The following is a 19,316-nucleotide window of genomic DNA, read 5'->3' on the forward strand; positions in this document are numbered from 1 at the left end:
GCGGATGCTGCGCGCCGAGGCGAAGGCGCTGGCCGAGGTGCGCGCCGCGGACGAGCCCGCCGACCGCGCGCTCCGGCCCGTACGGGCCGTCGCCGCGGACTCCCGTTCGGGCCCCGCCCGGTCGGCGTGCGCGAGGGCGGCCTCGACGCCGGCGCCGACCCGGGCCCCGGACGCGCGCAGTACAACGCGATGCTGGCCGAGCTCGCGGCCCGCGGCAGGACCCCCGAGAAGGAGACCGATCCGTCGTGACCACCAGTGCGCCGCCCGCCCGGCCCACCCCCGACGTCGTCGCCGCGCTCAAGCGCTACCGGGTCGGGGCCTGGGTGGTCGGTGTGGGCCTGCTCGTGCTCGTCCTGGTCGGGATGCCCTTGAAGTACCTGGCCGGCGACGGCACCGTCGTCGCGATCGTCGGCCCGATCCACGGCTTCCTGTACATGGGCTACCTGCTGCTGACCGCGGACCTCGCCTACCGCGACCGCTGGCCGGTCGGCCGCGCGGTGCTCGTGGCGCTGGCGGGCACGATCCCGTTCGTCTCGTTCGTCGCCGAGCGGAAGATCACGCGCCCGCTGCGCGACGCGACGTAGGCCGCACGCCCGGCGCCTCGCCGGGGCACCCGATGAGGGCGCGGACGGCCTCGCCGAGCTGGCCGGGGCACGACAGCGGCGCGTCGAACGGCAGGCGCACGTCGTGGTCGTCGGTCCCGGACTCGATGCGCAGCCGCAGGCCGTGGCGGTCGACGCCGAGCGGGGCGATGCGGTTCCCGGGGCGCTGCAGGTGGATCGGGAGCCGCGGCACGAGCGCCGAGAGCGTGTTCGTGTGCGCGGCGGCGAGGTGGGCGAGCCAGGCGTCGCCGGTGGCGGCGACCGGGTCCGGGGCCGCCGCGGCCACCGCGGTCGGGGCGAGCGCCTCGGTGCCCTCCGCGTCGGAGAGCACGACCATCGTCGGCTCGAGGCGCAGCAGCGTCTCCCCGTGACCGACGTCGAGGAGCCGCTCGTCGGGCTGCTCGGCGGCGATCCGCAGCGCGGCCCGGCGGGCCACGCGCAGCGGCAGCACCCGCAGGCGGCCGGACACCCAGAGCAGGCCGCGGACGGGGCGGCGCACGGACACCGGGGCGACGTCGCTCAGCTCGAGCATCACCGGCAGCAGGGCGTCGCCCCGCTCGCGGGCGGCCAGCACGAGGGCGTGGTCGTCGGGGAACTGCAGGGTCGCGGCCCCGGTCGCGGGCACGTGGTGCAGCGTCGGGACGGCCCGCAGGTCGCCGTCGGACTGCTCGGGCTCCCCGATGACGGCCGCGTGCCGGGCACGCCCCGCCAGGGTGCGCGCCCGCTCGGCGGGCGTCGGGACGGGCGGCGCGGGCGGTCGGCTCCTGGCCATCGGGCTCCCTCGGTGTCGCGAACTGAGGGAAGCCTAACCAAACTTCGGCGTCGATCGCGAGACCGAGGTGCCCGAGTGGATCCCCGGGCCGGTGCCGGGGCCGTCCCGGGCCGCCCGCTACCGTGCGGACGTGTCCACCGTCCCCCAGGCCGGCGGGGCACCGGTCGACGGTGTTCCTCCGCTGCTCCGCGCGATCGTCGACAATGCGGCGCTCGTGGCCGAGGGCACGCGCCCGTCCATGGCGACGGTGGTCGACGAGCACCTCGCGGCGCGCGCCGCCGACGCCGGCGGGCTGCTCGGCTCGCTGGTGGTCCCGGTGTCCCGGCTCTCGGAGCTCGTCGCGGAGCTGGTGAAGCGCCGCCCCGCCGGGCCCGTCCCCGTCGCGCTCGCGGTCGACACCGGACTCGGCGGCGTCCCCAAGGCGCTCTCGCTGACCTCGTCGCGGGCGGCCCTGCTCGACCCCCGCACGGTCGAGATGCCCGCGCCCCACGACGTCGACACGGTGTGGCTCGAGCGCGTCACCGAGTTCGTGCCCGAGGACGTCGTGGCCGTGGTGGAGCCGCGCCGTCCCGACGCCGACGGCTCGTCGGACTGGCTGGACGGTGTGCGCCGCGTCGTCGACCACGGCTGCCGCCCCAAGCTGCGCTGCGGCGGCGGGCGCGCCGGGGCCTTCCCGGGCATCCCCGACGTGTCCGGCTTCGTGGCCCTGGCCGTCGGCGCGGGACGGTCGTTCACGGCGAGCATCGGCCTGCAGTCCGCGGTGCGGCACACCGACCTGGTCACGGGCTTCACCCACCACGGCTGGCTGAACCTGCTCGTGGCCACGCTGCGCGCCCTCACCCCGGGCCTCGACACCCCCGTCGAGCAACGCATCGGCGACGCGCTCGCGATCACCGACGGCGACGCCCTGGCCGCCGAGCTCGCCGAGGTCGGCCCGGACGCCGCGCTGCGCGTCCGCGCGCTGTTCTCGTCGTTCGGTTCGACGTCCGTCGCCGACCAGGGCCCCGAGCTCACCCGCCTCGGCCTGCTCTGACGCACGCCGGGCGGCTGCGTACGCTCGGTGGACGTGACCGGTCTGCGCGTGGCGTTCCTCGGCCCGCACGGCACGTTCTGCGAGCAGGCGCTGCGCACCCTGACGCCCGCCGACCTCGACGCCGCCCTGGGCGACGCCGAGCCCTCGGAGCACCCCCTGTCCAGCACCACCGCGGTGCTCGACGCGGTGCGGCGCGGTGACGCGGACGCGGCGTGCGTGCCCGTCGAGAACTCCGTCGAGGGTGGCGTGCCCGCGACGATGGACGGGCTGGTCGAGCAGCCGCCACTGGTGATCGTGCGGGAGATCCTGCTGCGCGTGGAGTTCGCGGTGCTGGTGCGCCCGGGTACCACGGCGGCCGACGTCACCAGCGTCGCGTCGCACCCGCACGGCGAGGCCCAGACCCGCCGCTGGATCGCCGAGCACCTGCCCGGTGCCGAGGTCCGCCTCACCGGCTCCACCGCGGCCGCCGCGGCGCAGGTGGCCGCGGGCGAGGTCGACGCCGCGGTGTGCGCGCCCGTGGCCGCGGCCCACCACGGGCTCGAGGCCCTCGCGACCGGGGTGCACGACAGCGGCGACGCCGTGACGCGGTTCGTGCTGGTCCGCCCGCCCGGGCCGCCCGGCCTGCCTGCCCCCACCGGGGACGACCGCACCTCGATCGCGGCGACCACCGTGAACCGTCCCGGCGCGCTGCTCGCCGTCCTCACCGAGATCGCGATGCGCGGGGTCGACCTCACCCGCATCGAGTCGCGGCCGCTGCAGGACCGCCGCGGCGACTACTGGTTCTTCCTCGACGGCAGCGGGCACGTCGCCGACCCCGCGATGGGCGAGGCGCTGGCGGCGCTGCGGCGCCGGTGCACCGACGTGCGGTTCCTCGGCTCCTACCCGCGCGCCCGGCTGGACGGGCCCCGCGGGGACGCGGTGGCCGGGCCGGGCGAGCAGGAGCCCGGGCAGACCCTCAAGGACCACACCGAGGCGGCGGCGTGGGTGGCGGCGCTGCGGGACGGGACGGGCGCGTGAGCGATCTGCGACTCGTCCTGGCGCGCCACGGCCAGACCCAGGCCAACATCGACCGGATCCTCGACACCGTCCTGCCCGGGCCGCCGCTGACCGAGCTCGGGCGCGCCCAGGCCCACGCCCTGGGCGGGGAGCTCGGCGACGGCGCCGAGGGCACCGTGACAGCGCTGTACCACTCGCCGGCGCAGCGGGCCCGCGAGACGGCCGAGATCGTCGCGGGCTACGTCGGTCTCACGCCGGTGGAGGTCGCCGGGGTGCACGAGGTGTTCGTCGGGGAGCTCGAGGGCCGCAACGACGAGCCCGCCATCACCGAGTTCCGCCGGGTCTACGACTGCTGGCAGTCCGGCGACCTCGACGTCGCGCACCCCGGCGGCGAGAGCGGGCGCGACCTGCTCGACCGCTACCTCCCCGCCGTCGCCGGCCTGCGTGACCGCCATCCCGACGGCGGCACGCTCGTGCTGATCAGCCACGGGGCGGCGCTGCGCCTGGTGGCCCAGGAGCTCGTCGAGCACGTCGGCACGCCGCGCGCGGAGGAGGAGCACGTGGCCAACTGCGGCCGCGTCGTCCTGCGGCCCCGCGGCAGCGGCTGGGAGCTCGTCGCCTGGAGCGCCGCGGTCCCCGGCGGCCTGCCCTCGAGCGACGACGTCACCGGCTGACGTGAGCGAAGTTCCCGGCTATAGCCGTGAACTTCGCTCACGGCCCTACCCCCACCCCAGGCGGTGCAGGGTCGCCTCGTCGATGCCGAAGTGGTGCGCGATCTCGTGCACCACGGTCACCGCGACCTCCTCGCGCAGCTCGTCCTCGTCGTCGCAGACGTCGCCGAGGGCGAGGCGGTAGAGCGTGATCCGGTCGGGCAGGACGCCGCCGTAGTCGCTGTAGCGCTCGGTGAGCGCGACGCCCTCGTAGACCCCGAGCAGGTCGGGCTCCTCGGGATGCCGGTCGTCGACGAGCACGACGACGTTGTCCATCGCCCGGGTCAACGGTGCCGGGAGCTCGTCGAGGGCGTCGGCGACGAGCTCCTCGAACCGTTCGGGGCCGACCTCCACCGGCGCGGGCGTCAGCCGCCGCCGAGGCCCGGGACGGGCAGGGACGGCACCGGCAGGCCGGGCTGCTGCTGCTGCCCGCCGGTCTCCTGCCCCGCCCCGCCGGCTGCGCCGCCGGTCGCGGTGCCGCCGCCCTCGGGGGCCGGCGTCGCGGAGCCCGGCACCGACGCCGGCGCGCCGGGACGCAGGCTCGGCACCGTCGCCGGGGCCTCTCCGCCGATCGTGACGCCGTCCGCGGCCTTGCCGGTGAGCGGCGCGAAGCCCGAGTTGTCGGTCAGCAGCGAGCCGAGGTTGCAGGTCACGCGCCGGGTGCCCGCGGTCCAGGACTCCTGCGCGAGGTTGGTCCAGTACACCGTGAGCTTCGAGTCGGTGAGCTTCTGCGCGGAGCCGACGTACTGCTCGGCGATCCGCTGGCAGGTCGGCTGCAGATAGTTGTCCTGGTCGTCCACCGACGGGAACGCGTCGCGGAACTGGGTGCCGAGGTCGACGATCCCGGCCACCTCGGCGGCGTGCGTCTCGCCGCAGGCGACGGGGTCGGAGACCTCCTTGCCGGCGAGCCCGAGGCAGGTGCCCGCGTCGAACACCACGGCCTGGTCGGCGTCGGCGATCCGGCCGGTGGACGGGAAGAGCGCGCCCGTGCGGCCCGGGGCCTGCAGCCCGCAGCGCACCGTGCGGTCGCCGCCGTCCCAGGCGGCCTGGGTCGGCTTGAGGGCGCCCGTCTTGTAGCGGCCCGCGGGGTCGAGGCGGCCCTGCAGGTACCGGGTGGCCTGCGGGGTGCACTGGTCGGTGACGAGCTGCTGCCAGGCGGGGTCGGCGGGGAACGGCGCCCCCGGCGGCTGGGTGGCGGTGACGGCGCCGACGCTCTCGAAAAGGTGCGGCTGCGCGCACTCGACCTCGCGGACGTCGCCGGCGTCGTCACGGCCCCAGGTCAGGCAGCGGCCGGGCTCCGTGGTCAGCGCGGGCCGCTCGTCGGCGTCCTCACCGCTCGCGCCGCCGGACGCGCTCGGCTGCTGGTCGGCGACCCCGAGCACCCCGGGCGCCTGCCCGGTGGCGGCGAGCGCGGCCGCGGCGATCAGCATGATCAGGGCCCCGGCCAGGACGCCGATGACACCGCGGCGCGCAGCGCGACGTCGGGGATCGGAGCCGTCGTCGGGTCCGAGGACGCGATCGATCAGGCGGCGGGGGGCGGCGTCGTCGCCGGAATCGGGGCGGTCCTCACCGGACGGCCCGGACTGGCGTTCCCGGAGCAGCATCGCCCTGACATCATGCCGCTCGCGGGCCGGGCAGGGCGGGCGACCCCCGGATCCGGCAGGATCGACGGTGACCGGCGCGCGCCGGGCGGCCCCGGAGCGGCGGCGCCCCGCGCGGCGGGAGCCGGCCGGGGAGTCCGACCGGGAGTGCGGAAGGGCGGGACATGACGGAGCGAGAGGGCGACGACACTCGCCCGTCGGACGGACGGACCGAGAAGTTCGACACCTCGGCGGCGCGGCCGACGGACAAGGTCGACACGTCGGCGGTCGCGGCGGGACGCCACCGCGGGGCGGACGACGCGACCGACGCGAACGGCACGGGCGACACGAGCCACCAGGACGCGGGCGACGACGCCGCGACCCCGCCCTCGGGCGTGCCCGCGGCCACGACGGCGTCGGGCAGCGGGGCGATGGCGGCGGTGGGCGCCGACTCGGGGCAGGAGGTCCAGGGCCGGTCCCGCGGCCGCGTGCGCTACCAGGACCCCGAGACCACCAAGCCCCGCGAGCCCACGGTCGCCGAGCAGCGCGCGCGCCGGGAGGCGCAGCGGCGCGAGCGCGCGCAGCGCGACGCCGCGGAGGCCGCCGAGGCGCGCAAGAAGAAGGTCCGCAAGCGGGTGCTGGTCGGGGGCGGTGTCGCGGTGGGCGTGGTCGCGCTCGTCGCGATCGTCTACGCGGCCAGCCAGCCCGACGAGGTCGAGGCCCAGTGCGTCGACCCGCAGGGCGTGGTCGTGCCCGACGACAACTGCGGCGGGAGCCAGCAGGGCGGCTACTACAACAGCAGCGGCGTCTTCGTCCCGATCTTCGTCGGCGGCTTCGGCAACCAGTACCACTACAACTACGGCAGCCGGTCCCCCGTGGGGTCGGTCGCGCAGGGCGGGACGACGGCGCCGCCGGCGGCCGGCACCAGCGTGCGCAGCGGCACCTCGGGCAGCTCGCTGGGGTCGACCTCGAGCAGCGGCACGGTCAGCCGTGGCGGCCTGGGCGTCGGCGGCAGCTCCAGCGGCACGAGCGGCTCGTCGGGCAGCTCGAGCAGCAGCGGGGGCAGCAGCTCCAGCGGCAGCTAGTGGTGGCGGTACGGCAGGATCAGGCTCGTGCAGCGCGCCACCGGTAGGCCCCGTCCCGACTGGCAGTCGAAGATCGAGGAGCAGGGGCTGGTGTTCGGCACCCCTGCGGCGGGGCTGAACGGAGCCCGGCCCTACTGGGACGAGTCGGTGCACTACGTCTTCGACATGGCCGAGGTCCTCTCGCTCGAGGCCGACGTCGAGCTCCTGCACTCGATGTGTCTCGAGGCCGTCGACCACGTCGTCACCACCGAGCGGTTCCGCGACTTCGCGCTGCCCGAGTGGTGCTGGGAGCAGGTCGCGGCGTCCTGGCGACGCGGCGACCCGCACCTCTACGGGCGCTTCGACCTGCGCTACGACGGCTCGGGGCCGGCGAAGCTGATGGAGTACAACGCCGACACCCCGACGACGCTGCTCGAGGCCTCGATCTGCCAGTGGTACTGGCTCAAGGACGTCCACCCCGACGACGACCAGTGGAACTCGCTGCACGAGAAGCTGGTCGAGCGCTGGGGCGAGATCGCCGCGAAGCTGCCCCGCAACGAGGCGCACTTCTGCTGGTCGCAGGCCGACCCCACGGGCGAGGACCACGTCACGGTCGCCTACCTGCAGGAGTGCGCGGCCGAGGCCGGCCTCGACACCATCGGCCTCGCGATCGAGCAGCTCGGGTGGGACTCCGCGCTCGACCGCTTCGTCGACCTCGAGGAGGCGCCGATCGCGACGGTGGACAAGCTCTACCCGTGGGAGTGGATCCTCGGCGACGACTTCGGCAAGCACGTCACCCGCAGCCTGCCCGAGACGACGTGGATCGAGCCGCTGTGGAAGACGCTGCTGTCGAACAAGGCGCTGCTCGCGGTGCTGTGGGAGATGTACCCCGGGCACCCGAACCTGCTCCCGGCCTCGCTGGGTGACCCGGGCCTGCTCACCGAGTACGTCCGCAAGCCGCTGCTCGGCCGCGAGGGCGCGAACATCGCGATCGTCGCCCCGGGCTACGAGACCGAGACCGGCGGCGTCTACGGCGAGGAGGGCTACGTCTACCAGCTCTTCGACCCGCTGCCCGAGTTCGACGGCTACCGCCCCGCCCTCGGCGCCTGGATCGTCGGCGACACCTCCGCGGGCCTGGGCATCCGGGAGACGACGGGGCTCGTGACGGACAACGGCGCGGCGTTCGTGCCGCACCGCATCCCGGACTGACGGCGTGCCCTAATCTGGCGCCCCGTTCGTCCGGATGGAGGCCACGACAGGTGCTCGCTCCCGATTTCTGGCCCACCGTGGGCGTCAACATCGGCCTGATCGCGGTCTACGCCGTGATCGGGGCGGTGCTGATGTACGTGGGCTACTTCGCCATCGACCTCACGACGCCCGGCGACCTGCGCGGGCTGGTCCGCGAGGGCCGGCCCAACGCCGTCGTCGTCTCGGCGGCGGGCATGGTCTCGATGGCGCTGATCGTCGTCGTGGCCATCTACATCTCCGGCGGCGGCTTCGTCGAGGGGATGCTCAACACGGCGATCTACGGCCTCGTCGGGATCGTCGCCCAGGTGCTGGCGGTGCGCGGGCTCGAGGCCGTGGCGCGTCTCGACGTCGACGGCTGCCTGCACGACGACCGCTTCACCCCGGACTCGGCCGTGATCGCGGCGATGCACCTGGCGCTGGGGCTCGTCGTCGCCGTCGCCATCATCTAGCGCCGCCGCGGGACACGCGCCCCACCCCGACCCCGTCACCGGCGCGGAACGACCTACCCTTTCCCCTGGTGCCTACTCCCCGGTTCGTCCCGCTGTCGACCGTGCGCCCCGAGGGCGGGCGGTGACGACGCTCGTGCGCGCCGGGAGCGCGACCTCGCCGCAGGGCGACGGGCCCGACCCGGTGCGGCGCCCGAGCGGGACCACCGTGCTCGTCTGGGCGCTGCTGACCCTGGTCCTGGGCATCGCGGTGCCCCTGGCCCCGGTGACCGTGCAGGACACGACCGTGACGTGGCCCGACCCGGCGGCCGCGGCGGGCGGCCCGGTCTCGACGCAGCTGGCGCTCAACCCGCCCCGGCCGCTGGGTTTCTCCGCGACCGTGCCGTGCGCCGCGCTGCGGGCGGGCGGCGACGTCCTGAGCACGCTGCCCGCCGACGCCGGCGGCGGCGGCCTCCTGCTCGCCTCGACCGGGACGCAGGCCGCCCTCACGGTCTCCGGCACGACGGTCGCGGCCGGCCCGGTGCCCGCGGGCGACTGCCGGCTCGTCGTCACCGCCGACGAGGCGGGCCTGCGGGTGACGCAGGACGGCGTGCCCCTGCCGCTGGCGTGCGGGGACTGCGCGGACGTCCTGCCGCCCCTGATGTCCCAGCTCACGACGAGCACCGACGGGACGCCGGCCGCCGCGGGCCTGTCCGCGACGGTGCGCACCGACGACCGCTACGCCTCGACCCCCGGCCCGCTGAAGATCGTGCTGCTGATCGCGCACCTCGCGGCCCTCGCGGTGCTGCTGGTCCTCGTGCACCGCCAGGGTCAGTGGCGGCGCGCGCGCGGCTGGCTCGGTCCGCGGTCCTGGCCGGGACGCCTGCGACGGCACCTCTCGTGGGCCGACGGCTTCCTGCTCGCCATCTCGGCGGGCTGGGTGCTCGTGGCGCCGATGAACTTCGACGACAGCTGGTACCCGCTGATGGCGCGGGACGCCGGCGAGGCGGGCTACATCGGCAACGCCGTCTACATGTTCAACGTCACCGAGAACCCCTTCGTCGCCTCGCAGTACGCGATGCAGGTCTGGGGTGCGATCGGTGGCTGGGGCCTGGTCTGGCAGCGCTGCCTGCCGCTGCTGTTCGGCCTCGCGACCTGGGCGCTGCTGCGGACGTTCTTCGTGCTGCTCGGGCGCCGCACCGAGGTCCGCTACGCCTACGTGCCCTGGGCACTGCTCCTCGCGCACCTGCTGTGGTGGCTGCCGTTCGGGCTGACCCTGCGGCCCGAGGCGCTGATCGTGCTGCTCTCGGTCATCGTGCTGCTGCTCGTGGAGCTCGCCCGCGACCGCGAAGCCCCGATCCTCTACGCCGGCGCGATGATGGCCGCGGCGATGGCCATCGCGTGCTCCCCGACCGGCGTCGTCGCGATCGCGCCCCTGCTCGTGGAGCTCCCGCGGGCCTGGCCGAAGATCGTCGCGACGCCCCGCCGCCAGCAGCTCACGATGCTCGCCGTGCTGGCCGCGGCGTCGTCGGTCGCGATCCCCGTGGCCTTCGCCGACGCCTCGCTCGGCGACGTGATCGAGGCGTCGGCGGTGCACGCGTACTACTACGACACCGTCCCCTGGTACGACGAGCTCGTCCACTACCAGACCCTGCTGGGCCCCGGGCGCACGCCGTGGGCGGCCCGCATGCCGATCCTGATCACCCTCGGGCTGACGCTCCTGGTCGCGGCGGGCAGCGGGCGGCGCGGGCCCGACGACGACGCCCTGCGCCGCGTGCTCCTGCACGCCGCGGCGACCACCGCCGTCGCCTTCGCCCTCGTCGCGGCCAGCCCGACCAAGTGGGTCCTGCACTTCCCGGCCATCGCCGCCTCGGGCACCGTGCTCATCGCGCTGGCGCTGCTGCGCGGCCCGATGCCGCGCCACGACCGCGCGCTGGCCACCACCGGGGGCGTCGCCGTCCTGGTGATCGCGACGTCGGTGAGCTACGCCGGGTGGAACCTGTGGCGGCCCTACACCGACCGCGGCCAGTTCTTCGGCGCGCACGCCGACCCGTATCCGACACCGCTGAGCCAGAACCTCCTCGCCCCGCACTTCGGGCCGGTGTTCCTGCGCAACCCGCTCGTCTGGGTCGCGGTCGCCCTGCTGGCCGCCGCGTGGGCGCACTGGTCGCTGCGGCGCTGGCCCGAGCGCCGGCTGCCGCGCCCGGAGCCGGACCGGGCCCTGCTCGCCGTCGCGTGCGCGAGCGTGGTCGTCGGGCTGATCGGGATCATGGTGCTCGCGCCGCTGCGCCAGTACCCGGGCTGGACCGTGGCGCTGGGCAACGCCAAGGACGTCGTGCGCCAGGGCTGCGGGCTCGAGGACAACGTCACGGTCCTGCGGCCCACGCCGGTGCCGCTCGGCGCCCCCGTGAACCCGGCGACGACCACCGGCAACTTCGTCGACGACACCGTCGCGCCCGTCCCGGATCCGGTGCCCGGCCTCGGACGGGTGTGGCACGACGTCACCGACGACTCCAGCGGTCGCGGCACCGTCGTCACCGGCTGGTACCCGGTGCCGGCCGGCTCGGACGCCACCGACGTCGTGGTCCCGATGCTCGAGGACGGTCCCCCCGACGAGCGGGTGTCGGTCGAGTTCGGCGACGGCCCGGCGGCGAACCCCCGGGTCCTGGGACGGACGGGGATCGACTACCTCCCGAACGCCGACGAGCGCACCTGGCAGCAGCGCCCGGCATCGCTCGTGGACGCGCCCGGCGATCCGACGTTCGTGCGGGTCGTCGTCGACTCGACGGGGCAGCGCGGGTCGGACCGCCTCGCCGTCGCCCAGCCCTTCCTCGCGCGCCCGTCGCCGATCGCGCCGGTGCTGGGCGACCGGCCCGTGCTCGTCGACCAGATGTCCGCGGTGATGTGGCCGTGCGTGAACCAGGTGGCGGTGCACGACGGCGTCGCCCCGCCGTCGGAGGTGCGCATCCACGCCGACGAGGACCTGACCTCGGCGTACTACGGGCTGCAGGACAGCCGCTTCCGCGGCGGCGTGTGGCGCTTCGACACCGTCGGGGCCACCTACGTCCGCCTCGCCACGGCCGTCCCGCCCGGCGCGCAGGCCGCCAAGCCGTGGGGCCGCGTCGACCTCGTCGTCCGCGACCTGCCCACCGGCCGGTACGGCGTCACCACGGCCGAGCGCACGAAGTCCGGCTGGGAGCGCGGCCCGACCCTCGCCCGTGAGGAGTACGTCGGCGTCGAGCCCCAGGGCGCCGTCGGCTAGCTCGCCACGGTCTCCCGGACGAGGGCGGCGGCGAAGCGGGCGAGGTCGTCGCCGGGCACCTGCTCGGCGAGCTCCCGCGGGTCGCGGGAGAGCCCCAGCTCCTCCGCGGCGTCGAGGGCCTTGGCGTCGAGGTGGGGCCGGAACTCGGGCCACACGGCCTGGACCTCGCGCGTGAAGATGTCGGCGCCCACGGGACCGAGACGGGGGACGGCGGTGAGGTGCCCGGCGAGCGTCGCGGCGTCCCCGGCGGCGGCCTCGCGCATCCGGCGCAGGTCGCCGCCCCACTCGTCGAGCACGAGCTGCGCGCCCTCGCCCAGCGCCGTCGAGGTCTGCTCGGTGCTGCGGTACCTCGCGCGGGCGAGGGCGTCGATCCGCTCCTGCCAGGTCGCGTCCCGCATCCGCTCGGGCGTGCCCAGGCCGGACTCGACGAGCTCGCGGCAGGCGCGGATGCCCAGCTGCGCCTGCATGCGGCGCGAGAGCAGGACGCTGAGCACGAGCAGGCGGTAGAGCGGCGCCGGCTTGTCCTCCAGCGTGATGCCGGCCTCGTCGGCGAAGGTCCGGCCGCCCTGGTCGAGGAGTGTCTCGATCGTCGTCATCGAGGCGGATACCCGCACGTGAGCGATCCGGGTCGCCAGGGCGACCCGAATCGCTCACGTGGCCGCAGGCCATAGTCTCGGGAGCGTGCAGAGCCCGCGCCTGGTCGCCAGCGACGTCGACGGGACGTTGCTCGGCGAGGGCGGGGAGCTCTCGGACCGCACGCGCGATGTCGTCGCCCGGATGGTCGCGGGCGGGGTGCCGCTGGTGCTGGCCACGGGCCGCCCGCCGCGCTGGGTGCCGCGGGTGTGCGACGCGCTGGGCGTGCGCCCCCTGACCGTGGCCGCCAACGGCGCGGTGCTCTACGACGCGGCGACCGACCGGGTGCTCGCGACGGAGACCCTCGACGTGGACGCGCTCGCCGAGGTCACCGAGGGCCTGCGCGCCGCGATCCCGGGGTGCGGCATCGCGGTGGAGCGGGTCGGCGACGGCGCCTTCGACCGCCGTGACCAGCAGTTCGTCTCGGACCCCGCGTACGTGCACGCCTACGCGCTGCCCGACCACCGGCAGGTGGCGCCGGACGAGCTGCTGGCCGAGCCCGTCATCAAGGTGCTCGCCCGCCACCCGACGCTCGACAGCGCGACCATGGCGACGCAGGCGCGCCGCGCCGTCGGGCACCTCGTCGACGTCACGTACTCCGCGGGCGGCGGGCTGCTCGAGTGCGCCGTGCGCGGGGTCACCAAGGCCACCGGGCTCGCACGTGCCGCGGCGCACCACGGGGTGGGTGCCGCGGACGTCGTCGCGTTCGGCGACATGCCCAACGACCTGGCCATGCTGGCGTGGGCGGGACACGGCGTCGCGGTGGCCAACGCGCACCCGGATGTGCTCTGCGTCGCGGACGAGGTCACCGCGAGCAACCTCGAGGACGGCGTCGCGTCTGTCCTCGAGAGGTGGTTCTGAGCGGAACCCGCATCGAACCGCTGCCCGGCGTGGCGCGATGGACCACTGCAGGGGCGATGTCAAGACCCGCGTAACATCCGCTCGGGTGTCAGGCGAACGCCGCCTCGCGAGCAGGAGGGACCACCACGTGCTCGATCGTGCCGAGGGGCCCGATGTGATCATCGGGCCCGCCCGGGGCGAGGTCGCGGTCCTCGAGACCGTGCAGCACCGCCTCGGCACCCCGCCGGTCGTGGGTGCCGCCCGGGCGCTCTCGTTCTTCGGGGAGCACGCCGCCGGGTGGATCGCCCTCGGTGCGCTCGGCGCCGCGCTGGACGCGCCGCGTCGCCGCCAGTGGGGCACCGCGGTCGTCGGTGTGGTCGCCGCGCACGGTGCCTCGATCGCCGTCAAGCGCGTCGTGCGCCGGCGCCGTCCCCACGATCCCCGGCTGGCCGTCCACGTCGGCACCCCGAGCCGGCTGAGCTTCCCCTCGTCGCACGCCTCGTCCACCACCGCGGCCGCCCTGCTCTACGCGGGGCTCGTCGGCGGCGGGGGAGCGGGCGCCGCGGCGCTCGTCGTGCCCGGCATGGCGCTCTCGCGCCTCGTCCTGGGCGTCCACTACCCGACCGACGTGCTGGCGGGCTCGGTGCTGGGGGCGGTGTGCGCGGCCGGCGCGCGCCGCGCCGTGCGCCGGGGCTCGGTCGGCCGCTGGAGGACCGCATGACCCCCGTGACGCCGTCGAGCGCCGCCCGCGAGCAGGAGGAGACCACCGAGGTGGTCGCCGACCCCGCCGGGACGAGCACCGAGACGAGCACCGAGACGAGCACCGAGACGACTGCCGAGTCGAGCACCGGGTCGAGCAACGGGACCACTCCGGCCCCGACCCGCCGCCCCCGTCCGGTGGCCGTGCCGCTGGGCCTGCTCAAGGCGATGCGCCCGCGGCAGTGGGTCAAGAACATCCTGGTGCTGGCCGCGCCGTTCGCCGCCGGGCGCTTGTTCGACCTCACCGTCCTGCCGGACGTCGCGCTGGCGTTCGTCGCGTTCTCGCTCGCGGCCTCCGGTGTCTACCTGATCAACGACACCAAGGACGTCGAGGCCGACCGCGCGCACCCCAAGAAGAAGTACCGCCCGATCGCGGCGGGCATCGTCCCGCCGGCGCTCGCGGTGGTCACGGGGATCGTGCTGTTCGCGGGCGCGCTGGGCGTCAGCCTGCTCGCCGATCCCGACCTGCTGCTGGTCACGGCCATCTACATCGTCGTGCAGCTGGCCTACTGCCTGTGGCTCAAGCACGAGCCGGTCATCGACATCTGCATCGTCTCGTCCGGCTTCCTCATGCGCGCCATCGCGGGTGGCGCGGCCGCGGGCCTGCCCCTGTCGCCCTGGTTCCTGCTCACCATGGCGTTCGGGTCGCTGTTCATGGCCTCGGGCAAGCGCTACGCCGAGATGCGTCTCGCCGAGCGCACCGGCGCGAAGATCCGCAAGTCGCTGGAGCGCTACTCCGCGTCCTACCTGCGCTTCGTGTGGTCGCTCTCGGCCACTGTCGTGATCATGGCCTACGGCCTGTGGGCGTTCGGCATCGGCGTCACCGCGACGCCCGGCCGGATGCCGACCTCGCCCTCGACCTGGGCGATCGTCTCGATCGTGCCGTTCGTCGTCGCGATCCTGCGCTACGCCGTCGACGTGGACGGCGGCAACGGCGGCGAGCCCGAGGAGATCGTCCTGGGCGACCGCGTGCTGCAGGTGCTCGGCCTCGTCTGGGTCGCGCTGATCGGTCTCGCCGTCTACTTCGCGCCGGGCATGGCGTGAGGGGCGCCGGAGCCCTCGCGGGATGAGCACCACGGCCCGCTCGACGCGCGAGCTCCTCGGCGGGCTCGTGCGCTACGGGCTGGTCGGACTGGCCAACGCGGCCACGTACTACGGCACCTACCTCCTCGCCCACCCGCGCGCGGGCTACCTCGTCGCGCACACCGTCGGGCTGGGCACGGCCATGGTGGTCTCGTTCTTCCTCAACTGCCGCTTCACGTTCCGCGTGCGCCCGACGTGGACGCGGTTCCTGCTCTACCCGGCGTCCCAGGTGGTCAACATCCTCGCCACCACCGTCGGCGTGGTCGGGCTCGTGCACCTCGGCGTCGACGAACGCCTCGCCCCGCTGGCCGCGGCGGCCCTGGCGCTGCCGGTGAGCTTCCTGGCCGCACGCTTCGTCATCACCAGGGCGGTGCTGGAGCCGCGCCCGTTCGCGGCGGTCACCCGGCCGTCCGCGCCGTCCCTCGGCGACGCCGTGACGCGCCCGATCCCCCTGGTGGAGCGGCGCTGAACGGACCGGCGCTGAACAGACCGGCGCTGAACAGACCGGCGCTGGCTCAGCGGCGCTCGACGGTCAGCGTCGTCCAGGCCCCGACGTGGATGCGGTCGCCCGACTGCAGCGCCACCGGGGTGTCCGGCGTCAGGGCCTCCTCCGCGTAGTTCAGCGTCGTCCCGTTGGTCGACCCGGCGTCGATCACCACCCACCGGTCGCGGGGCAGGGCGAGCAGCACCGCGTGCAGGTGCGAGACGCCCGGGTCGCGCGGCGGGCCGCTGAGGTCGATCTCGGGGAGGTCACCGGGCTGGCTGCCCGGGTGGCTGCCGGCGTGGCCGCCTGCGGGGTCGCCCGCGCGCCCGACGCGGACCTCGTCGGCGCGCAGCACGACCTCCCGCGGTTCGAGCCCGGACGGGAAGTCGTCGGCGAGGGGCGCGGTCGTCTCCGCGGTCTCCCGGGCGCGCACGAGGTCGTGGTAGTCGCGATCCGCCCAGATCGTCACCACCCAGGAGCCGCCCCCCGGTGCCTCGTCGCTCACCGGTCGACCACGCCCTCCCCGTCGAGCGGGATGGGCCCGGTGCGCTCGTCGGGGCCGCGGCCGTCGACGGCGACCGCGGGGCGTCCCGAGTCGGCGGGGGGAACGATCGGCACGATCGCGAGCGTGGTGTTGTCGTGGCCGCCGTCGTCGAGCGCGGCCGAGAGCAGGGCGAGCGCGGCCGCGAGGGCGGGGTGCTGCTCGCCGTCGTCGCCGGCGTCGGGTGTCGCGCCGCCCAGCGCGAGCGCCGCGAGGCGGGCCAGCACGTCCGGGTCGGGCAGGTGGTTCCACAGCCCGTCGCTGCAGAGCATCAGGACGCCCGGGACGCCGAGTCGCACCCGGCGGGCGTGCGCGGGCCCGCTCGGGGCGTCGCGCCCCAGCCAGCGGGTGAGGACGTGGGCGCGCCGGTCCCGCGCGGCGTCCTCGCGGGACATCAGCCCCGCGTTGGCGATCTCCTCGGCCCACGAGTCGTCGGTGCTCAGCAGGCGCGACGACCCGTCGCCGGCCAGCCAGTAGGCCCGGCTGTCCCCGATCCACGACACGACGGCGTCGCCACCGCGCACGACCGCCGCGACGTACGTGCAGGCCGGGCTGTCGCCGCCCCCGCGCCCGAGGTCGGCCGCCGCGGTGGCCGCCGCCGCCGACGCCGCGGTCGCCAGCGCGTCGAGCTCCCCGCTCAGGCCGGTGCCCGCGCGGCCGGCGGCGTCCTCGGCGGCCTCGGCGGCCTCGCCCGGGTCCTCCGACACGGTCGCGATCGGCCCGGTGTCCCCGGACGAGACGGCGTTCCCGGAGGAGACGGCCGGGAACCCGGACGGCGGCGTCGCGGGGGCCGCGGCGGTCTCCAGGGCCGCACCGACGGCGGCACCGACGGCCGCGAGGCTCGCCTCGTCGCCGCGACGGGCGGAGGCGACGCCGTCGCAGACCACCGCGACCCACGTCTCGACGCCGCCCTCGACGCGCCGGCCGAGCTCGACCGCGTCCTCGTTGCGACGACGCCGCAGGCCGCGGTCCGTGACGGCGGCGGCGTCGCCCAGGACCAGCTCGACGTGGTCGCGCACCACCGGGCGCGGCGATCCGCAGGTCGGGCAGGCGCCGTCCGCCGCGGGCGGCGACTCGTCCCCGCACCGCGGGCAGCGCGGCGGCGCGACCGCCGCGAGCTCGGAACGCAGATCGGTGCGCTCCACGAGCGGGCCCCCGGACTCCGCGTCCCGGGACCGGGCGGCGCGCCCCCCGGGCATCGGGGCGCGCCCGGCCTTCTCCATCACGGGATCGCTGCTCCTCGGACGTCACGGGGGTCACGGGTGTCGCGCTGCACGCCGTGGGGGGTCGGGCCATCTTCCCGGCCGGTCCCGGCGGTCACGCCGGCCCCCACCCTGTCCTCGCCCGGACGGGTGGCCGGATCGACCCGGCCGGCGGTGCCGTAGCGCGCCCGGACCCGTTGCGCCTCGGCGGCGAACGCCTCCACGCTGCGGTGGCGGTGGGCGGGATCGGGGTGGGTGGCGCGGGTCAGCAGGGCCACGAGGTCGGGGTCGTCGCGCAGGACCGGCACGCCGGCCGGGTCGGGCAGACGGTGCGCATGCCGTCGCTGATGATCGAAGTCGGCGAGCAGCACGGCGAGCGTGCGGCCCAGCGCGAAGACCTCGGAGGCCACCGACGGACCGGACCCGCCGGGGTGGATCTCGGGGGCGACGAACCCGGTGGTCGTCCAGACGTCGCTCCGGTGGTCCTCGACGCGCCGCACGCTGCCGAGGTCGAGCACGGTGATCCCGTCCGGCCCCGTGAGCAGGTTCGACGGGTTGAGGTCGGCGTGCAGCAGTCCGTGCGCGTGCAGCGCCGCCACCGCGGGCACCGCGCCCAGGACGGCGTCGAGCGCCTCGGCGGGCGGGCACGGGCGGTGCGCGGAGAGGGGCTCGCCGTCCACGTGGTCGAGCACGAGCAGGCGTACCGGGCCGTTGCGCCCTTCGGCCCGCACCTCGTCCCGCGCGCGCACCAGGCCGGGGATGTCGAGCCCGAGCAGCACCGCGGTCTCGCTCACCGCCAGCGCGCCCGCGGCCGGACCGTCGGGGCCCTCGAGGCGCCCGAGCACGACGAGGGCGCCGTCCCGGATCCGCGTGCCGGTGAACGACCAGCCCCGCGCGCCGCGGGCCAGCGGTGCCCGCACCCGGTAGCGGTCGACCGCGCCGGCGAGGTCGGTGCCGACCGCGAGGTCGGGGCGGACGTCGAACCGCGCGCCGCACCACGGGCACACGCCGCGCTCGGGGCCCGGGCGCCCGGCACGTCCCCGGCCCACCGGTCCGTCGCAGCGCGCGCAGAACCGCGCCTGCTCCGGGACCGGGGGACCGGTGGTCCCCGGGTCGGGTCGGTCCATCTCGTCTCCTGCGTCCGGATGGCGTGCGGGTGGCGCGTCGGTGGCGCGTGGGTGGTGACGAAGGTGACTCCGCCCCCTCGCCATGGTGTCACCGCCCCGCCGCACGCTGCGCTCCGCCGTCCGGCGTGGATCATCACGCTCCGGACGATCGGTCCCCCGTGGGCGTCTCCCCCTCCGCCCGTCGCCGCAGGTCCGAGGCGGCTCACCCATCCGGGTGTTTCCCGGCGTCCGCTCGGCTCTGACGCTTGTCAGTCGCGGTTTCGCGGGGTCGCGCCGGAGGAGGGTGCCCGGGCCGGACGGGCCGCCGCCTGCCATGCTGTCGCCGCACCGAAGCCGATCGGGGGGTTGGGTGCCGCGCCTCCGCGGAGGCCGGTGCGCGATCGTCCGTGCCACATTCCGGAGGTCGTGCCGTGAGCGCAACCGACGACACCGACCGTCCCGTCGGGTCCGACGAGCGGGCCGGGGACCGGTCCGCCCAGCACCGGCGTCCCGACGTCGACCACCACCCGGAGGCCGGCGCCAGTGTGCCCGGTGGAGGCCTCGGATCCCCCGCCGCCACGCCGGGTGCCCCGACGTTCGGTGCGGACGACGACGCCGTGACGGGCCCGACGCCGTCGTCCCCGTCGTCGCCGTCGTCCCCCGGTTCCTCGACCGGCTCCTCCGCCGGCGAGTCCGCGTCGTCCGTGGCCGATGCCGCCGCGGAGGCCGAGCGCGCGCTCGCCCAGGCCGCTCGCGACGCCGAGCAGGCCGTGCGCGACGCGCACACCGACGGCACCCAGGCCGTGCAGAAGGGCTACGCCGACGCGCAGCGCGCCAACGAGCGCGCCTACGAGGAAGCCGCGGCCAAGCACGACCGGATGAGCTGAGCCGGTCCTCGAGGTGCTCCGCACCCGGACGTGTCGCCGTCCGGGCGCGCGGGCCCCACGATGATCACCCGGTCCGGTTCCCGACGCTG

At 75.9% G+C, this 19,316-nt stretch carries 21 protein-coding genes; 14 read left to right on the forward strand and 7 right to left on the reverse strand.

The window, feature by feature from the left end:
• Window positions 1-126 precede the first annotated feature (126 nt).
• Both ACQPYN_RS00905 and ACQPYN_RS00910 read left to right on the forward strand, forming a co-directional pair.
• Window positions 127-249, forward strand: coding sequence for a hypothetical protein (locus ACQPYN_RS00905; protein ID WP_433032171.1), 123 nt, complete (start codon window positions 127-129; stop codon window positions 247-249).
• A complete protein-coding gene (locus ACQPYN_RS00910; protein WP_274196904.1) occupies window positions 246-584 on the forward strand; it encodes a DUF3817 domain-containing protein in 339 nt (112 codons plus the stop codon). Before ACQPYN_RS00905 ends, ACQPYN_RS00910 begins: the two co-directional genes overlap by 4 nt.
• Here the strand turns inward: ACQPYN_RS00910 and ACQPYN_RS00915 are convergent.
• Window positions 556-1,374, reverse strand: a complete 819-nt coding sequence (locus tag ACQPYN_RS00915; RefSeq protein WP_433032174.1) for a DUF2470 domain-containing protein — start codon at window positions 1,372-1,374, stop codon at window positions 556-558. The genes ACQPYN_RS00910 and ACQPYN_RS00915 overlap by 29 nt on opposite strands.
• 130 nt (window positions 1,375-1,504) lie before the next feature.
• Here ACQPYN_RS00915 and ACQPYN_RS00920 point away from each other — a divergent pair, with 130 nt between their 5' ends.
• The 3 genes from ACQPYN_RS00920 to ACQPYN_RS00930 are packed head-to-tail and all read left to right on the forward strand — an operon-like array spanning window position 1,505 to window position 4,077.
• A complete protein-coding gene (locus tag ACQPYN_RS00920; RefSeq protein WP_433032177.1) occupies window positions 1,505-2,407 on the forward strand; it encodes a hypothetical protein in 903 nt (300 codons plus the stop codon).
• Between the two features lie 42 nt (window positions 2,408-2,449).
• On the forward strand, window positions 2,450-3,424 hold the full coding sequence (gene pheA / locus ACQPYN_RS00925; protein ID WP_433038652.1) for a prephenate dehydratase: 975 nt from the start codon (window positions 2,450-2,452) through the stop codon (window positions 3,422-3,424).
• Window positions 3,421-4,077 (forward strand): histidine phosphatase family protein, encoded by a 657-nt coding sequence (locus tag ACQPYN_RS00930; protein WP_433032180.1) that lies wholly within the window; start codon window positions 3,421-3,423, stop codon window positions 4,075-4,077. Before pheA ends, ACQPYN_RS00930 begins: the two co-directional genes overlap by 4 nt.
• Window positions 4,078-4,122: 45 nt before the next feature.
• On the opposite strand, the gene ACQPYN_RS00935 is transcribed toward ACQPYN_RS00930, so the two are convergent.
• Both ACQPYN_RS00935 and ACQPYN_RS00940 read right to left on the reverse strand, forming a co-directional pair.
• Window positions 4,123-4,467, reverse strand: a complete 345-nt coding sequence (locus ACQPYN_RS00935; RefSeq protein WP_433032183.1) for a metallopeptidase family protein — start codon at window positions 4,465-4,467, stop codon at window positions 4,123-4,125.
• An 11-nt stretch (window positions 4,468-4,478) separates the two neighbouring features.
• A complete protein-coding gene (locus ACQPYN_RS00940; RefSeq protein WP_433032186.1) occupies window positions 4,479-5,717 on the reverse strand; it encodes a septum formation family protein in 1,239 nt (412 codons plus the stop codon).
• 161 nt (window positions 5,718-5,878) lie between these two features.
• Between ACQPYN_RS00940 and ACQPYN_RS00945 the strand changes: the two genes are divergently transcribed.
• The 4 genes from ACQPYN_RS00945 to ACQPYN_RS00960 all read left to right on the forward strand — a co-directional run bounded on the left by ACQPYN_RS00945 (window position 5,879) and on the right by ACQPYN_RS00960 (window position 11,692).
• Window positions 5,879-6,778, forward strand: a complete 900-nt coding sequence (locus ACQPYN_RS00945) for a hypothetical protein (protein ID WP_433032189.1) — start codon at window positions 5,879-5,881, stop codon at window positions 6,776-6,778.
• A 27-nt stretch (window positions 6,779-6,805) separates the two neighbouring features.
• Window positions 6,806-7,966 (forward strand): glutathionylspermidine synthase family protein, encoded by a 1,161-nt coding sequence (locus ACQPYN_RS00950; RefSeq protein WP_433032192.1) that lies wholly within the window; start codon window positions 6,806-6,808, stop codon window positions 7,964-7,966.
• Between the two features lie 50 nt (window positions 7,967-8,016).
• The gene (locus tag ACQPYN_RS00955) at window positions 8,017-8,454 is read left to right on the forward strand and encodes a DUF350 domain-containing protein (RefSeq protein ID WP_433032195.1); all 438 of its coding nucleotides are present in this window, start codon (window positions 8,017-8,019) and stop codon (window positions 8,452-8,454) included.
• A gap of 121 nt (window positions 8,455-8,575) precedes the next feature.
• Window positions 8,576-11,692: an arabinosyltransferase domain-containing protein gene (locus ACQPYN_RS00960; protein WP_433032198.1), complete on the forward strand. Its 3,117-nt coding sequence runs from the start codon at window positions 8,576-8,578 to the stop codon at window positions 11,690-11,692.
• Here ACQPYN_RS00960 and ACQPYN_RS00965 read toward each other — a convergent pair.
• Window positions 11,689-12,288 (reverse strand): endonuclease, encoded by a 600-nt coding sequence (locus ACQPYN_RS00965; RefSeq protein WP_433032201.1) that lies wholly within the window; start codon window positions 12,286-12,288, stop codon window positions 11,689-11,691. The genes ACQPYN_RS00960 and ACQPYN_RS00965 overlap by 4 nt on opposite strands.
• A gap of 85 nt (window positions 12,289-12,373) precedes the next feature.
• Here ACQPYN_RS00965 and ACQPYN_RS00970 point away from each other — a divergent pair, with 85 nt between their 5' ends.
• The 4 genes from ACQPYN_RS00970 (at window position 12,374) to ACQPYN_RS00985 (ending at window position 15,476) form a co-directional block, all read left to right on the forward strand.
• Window positions 12,374-13,186: an HAD family hydrolase gene (locus tag ACQPYN_RS00970; RefSeq protein ID WP_433032204.1), complete on the forward strand. Its 813-nt coding sequence runs from the start codon at window positions 12,374-12,376 to the stop codon at window positions 13,184-13,186.
• 127 nt (window positions 13,187-13,313) lie between these two features.
• Window positions 13,314-13,886, forward strand: coding sequence for a phosphatase PAP2 family protein (locus ACQPYN_RS00975; RefSeq protein ID WP_433032207.1), 573 nt, complete (start codon window positions 13,314-13,316; stop codon window positions 13,884-13,886).
• The gene (locus ACQPYN_RS00980; RefSeq protein WP_433032210.1) at window positions 13,883-14,968 is read left to right on the forward strand and encodes a decaprenyl-phosphate phosphoribosyltransferase; all 1,086 of its coding nucleotides are present in this window, start codon (window positions 13,883-13,885) and stop codon (window positions 14,966-14,968) included. The genes ACQPYN_RS00975 and ACQPYN_RS00980 overlap by 4 nt, the downstream gene beginning before the upstream one ends.
• A gap of 22 nt (window positions 14,969-14,990) precedes the next feature.
• On the forward strand, window positions 14,991-15,476 hold the full coding sequence (locus tag ACQPYN_RS00985; RefSeq protein ID WP_433032213.1) for a GtrA family protein: 486 nt from the start codon (window positions 14,991-14,993) through the stop codon (window positions 15,474-15,476).
• Between the two features lie 46 nt (window positions 15,477-15,522).
• Here ACQPYN_RS00985 and ACQPYN_RS00990 read toward each other — a convergent pair whose 3' ends face one another.
• From ACQPYN_RS00990 to ACQPYN_RS01000, 3 genes are read right to left on the reverse strand one after another with little or no spacing between them, the layout of a single operon-like run.
• Window positions 15,523-15,996, reverse strand: coding sequence for an FHA domain-containing protein (locus ACQPYN_RS00990; RefSeq protein ID WP_433032216.1), 474 nt, complete (start codon window positions 15,994-15,996; stop codon window positions 15,523-15,525).
• Entirely contained in the window at window positions 15,993-17,255 is a 1,263-nt protein-coding gene (locus ACQPYN_RS00995) for a PP2C family protein-serine/threonine phosphatase (RefSeq protein ID WP_433038654.1), read from the reverse strand. Before ACQPYN_RS00995 ends, ACQPYN_RS00990 begins: the two co-directional genes overlap by 4 nt.
• Window positions 17,255-18,361, reverse strand: coding sequence for a protein kinase domain-containing protein (locus ACQPYN_RS01000; protein ID WP_433032219.1), 1,107 nt, complete (start codon window positions 18,359-18,361; stop codon window positions 17,255-17,257). Before ACQPYN_RS01000 ends, ACQPYN_RS00995 begins: the two co-directional genes overlap by 1 nt.
• Before the next feature lie 410 nt (window positions 18,362-18,771).
• Here ACQPYN_RS01000 and ACQPYN_RS01005 point away from each other — a divergent pair, with 410 nt between their 5' ends.
• Window positions 18,772-19,227, forward strand: a complete 456-nt coding sequence (locus ACQPYN_RS01005) for a hypothetical protein (protein WP_433032222.1) — start codon at window positions 18,772-18,774, stop codon at window positions 19,225-19,227.
• The last annotated feature ends 89 nt before the right edge of the window (window positions 19,228-19,316 follow it).

This window comes from Actinomycetospora sp. CA-053990 (genome assembly GCF_050948445.1).
GTDB lineage: Bacteria > Actinomycetota > Actinomycetes > Mycobacteriales > Pseudonocardiaceae > Actinomycetospora > Actinomycetospora callitridis.

What these genes read in the sequence shown, in the direction of transcription:
- ACQPYN_RS01000 (WP_433032219.1), bottom strand. Translation starts at nt 18,361, where the DNA reads ATGGACCGACCCGACCCGGGGACCACCGGTCCCCCGGTCCCGGAGCAG.
- ACQPYN_RS00985 (WP_433032213.1), top strand. Translation starts at nt 14,991, where the DNA reads ATGAGCACCACGGCCCGCTCGACGCGCGAGCTCCTCGGCGGGCTCGTG.
- ACQPYN_RS00945 (WP_433032189.1), top strand. Translation starts at nt 5,879, where the DNA reads ATGACGGAGCGAGAGGGCGACGACACTCGCCCGTCGGACGGACGGACC.
- ACQPYN_RS00965 (WP_433032201.1), bottom strand. Translation starts at nt 12,288, where the DNA reads ATGACGACGATCGAGACACTCCTCGACCAGGGCGGCCGGACCTTCGCC.
- ACQPYN_RS00940 (WP_433032186.1), bottom strand. Translation starts at nt 5,717, where the DNA reads ATGCTGCTCCGGGAACGCCAGTCCGGGCCGTCCGGTGAGGACCGCCCC.
- ACQPYN_RS00915 (WP_433032174.1), bottom strand. Translation starts at nt 1,374, where the DNA reads ATGGCCAGGAGCCGACCGCCCGCGCCGCCCGTCCCGACGCCCGCCGAG.
- ACQPYN_RS00980 (WP_433032210.1), top strand. Translation starts at nt 13,883, where the DNA reads ATGACCCCCGTGACGCCGTCGAGCGCCGCCCGCGAGCAGGAGGAGACC.
- ACQPYN_RS00995 (WP_433038654.1), bottom strand. Translation starts at nt 17,255, where the DNA reads ATGGAGAAGGCCGGGCGCGCCCCGATGCCCGGGGGGCGCGCCGCCCGG.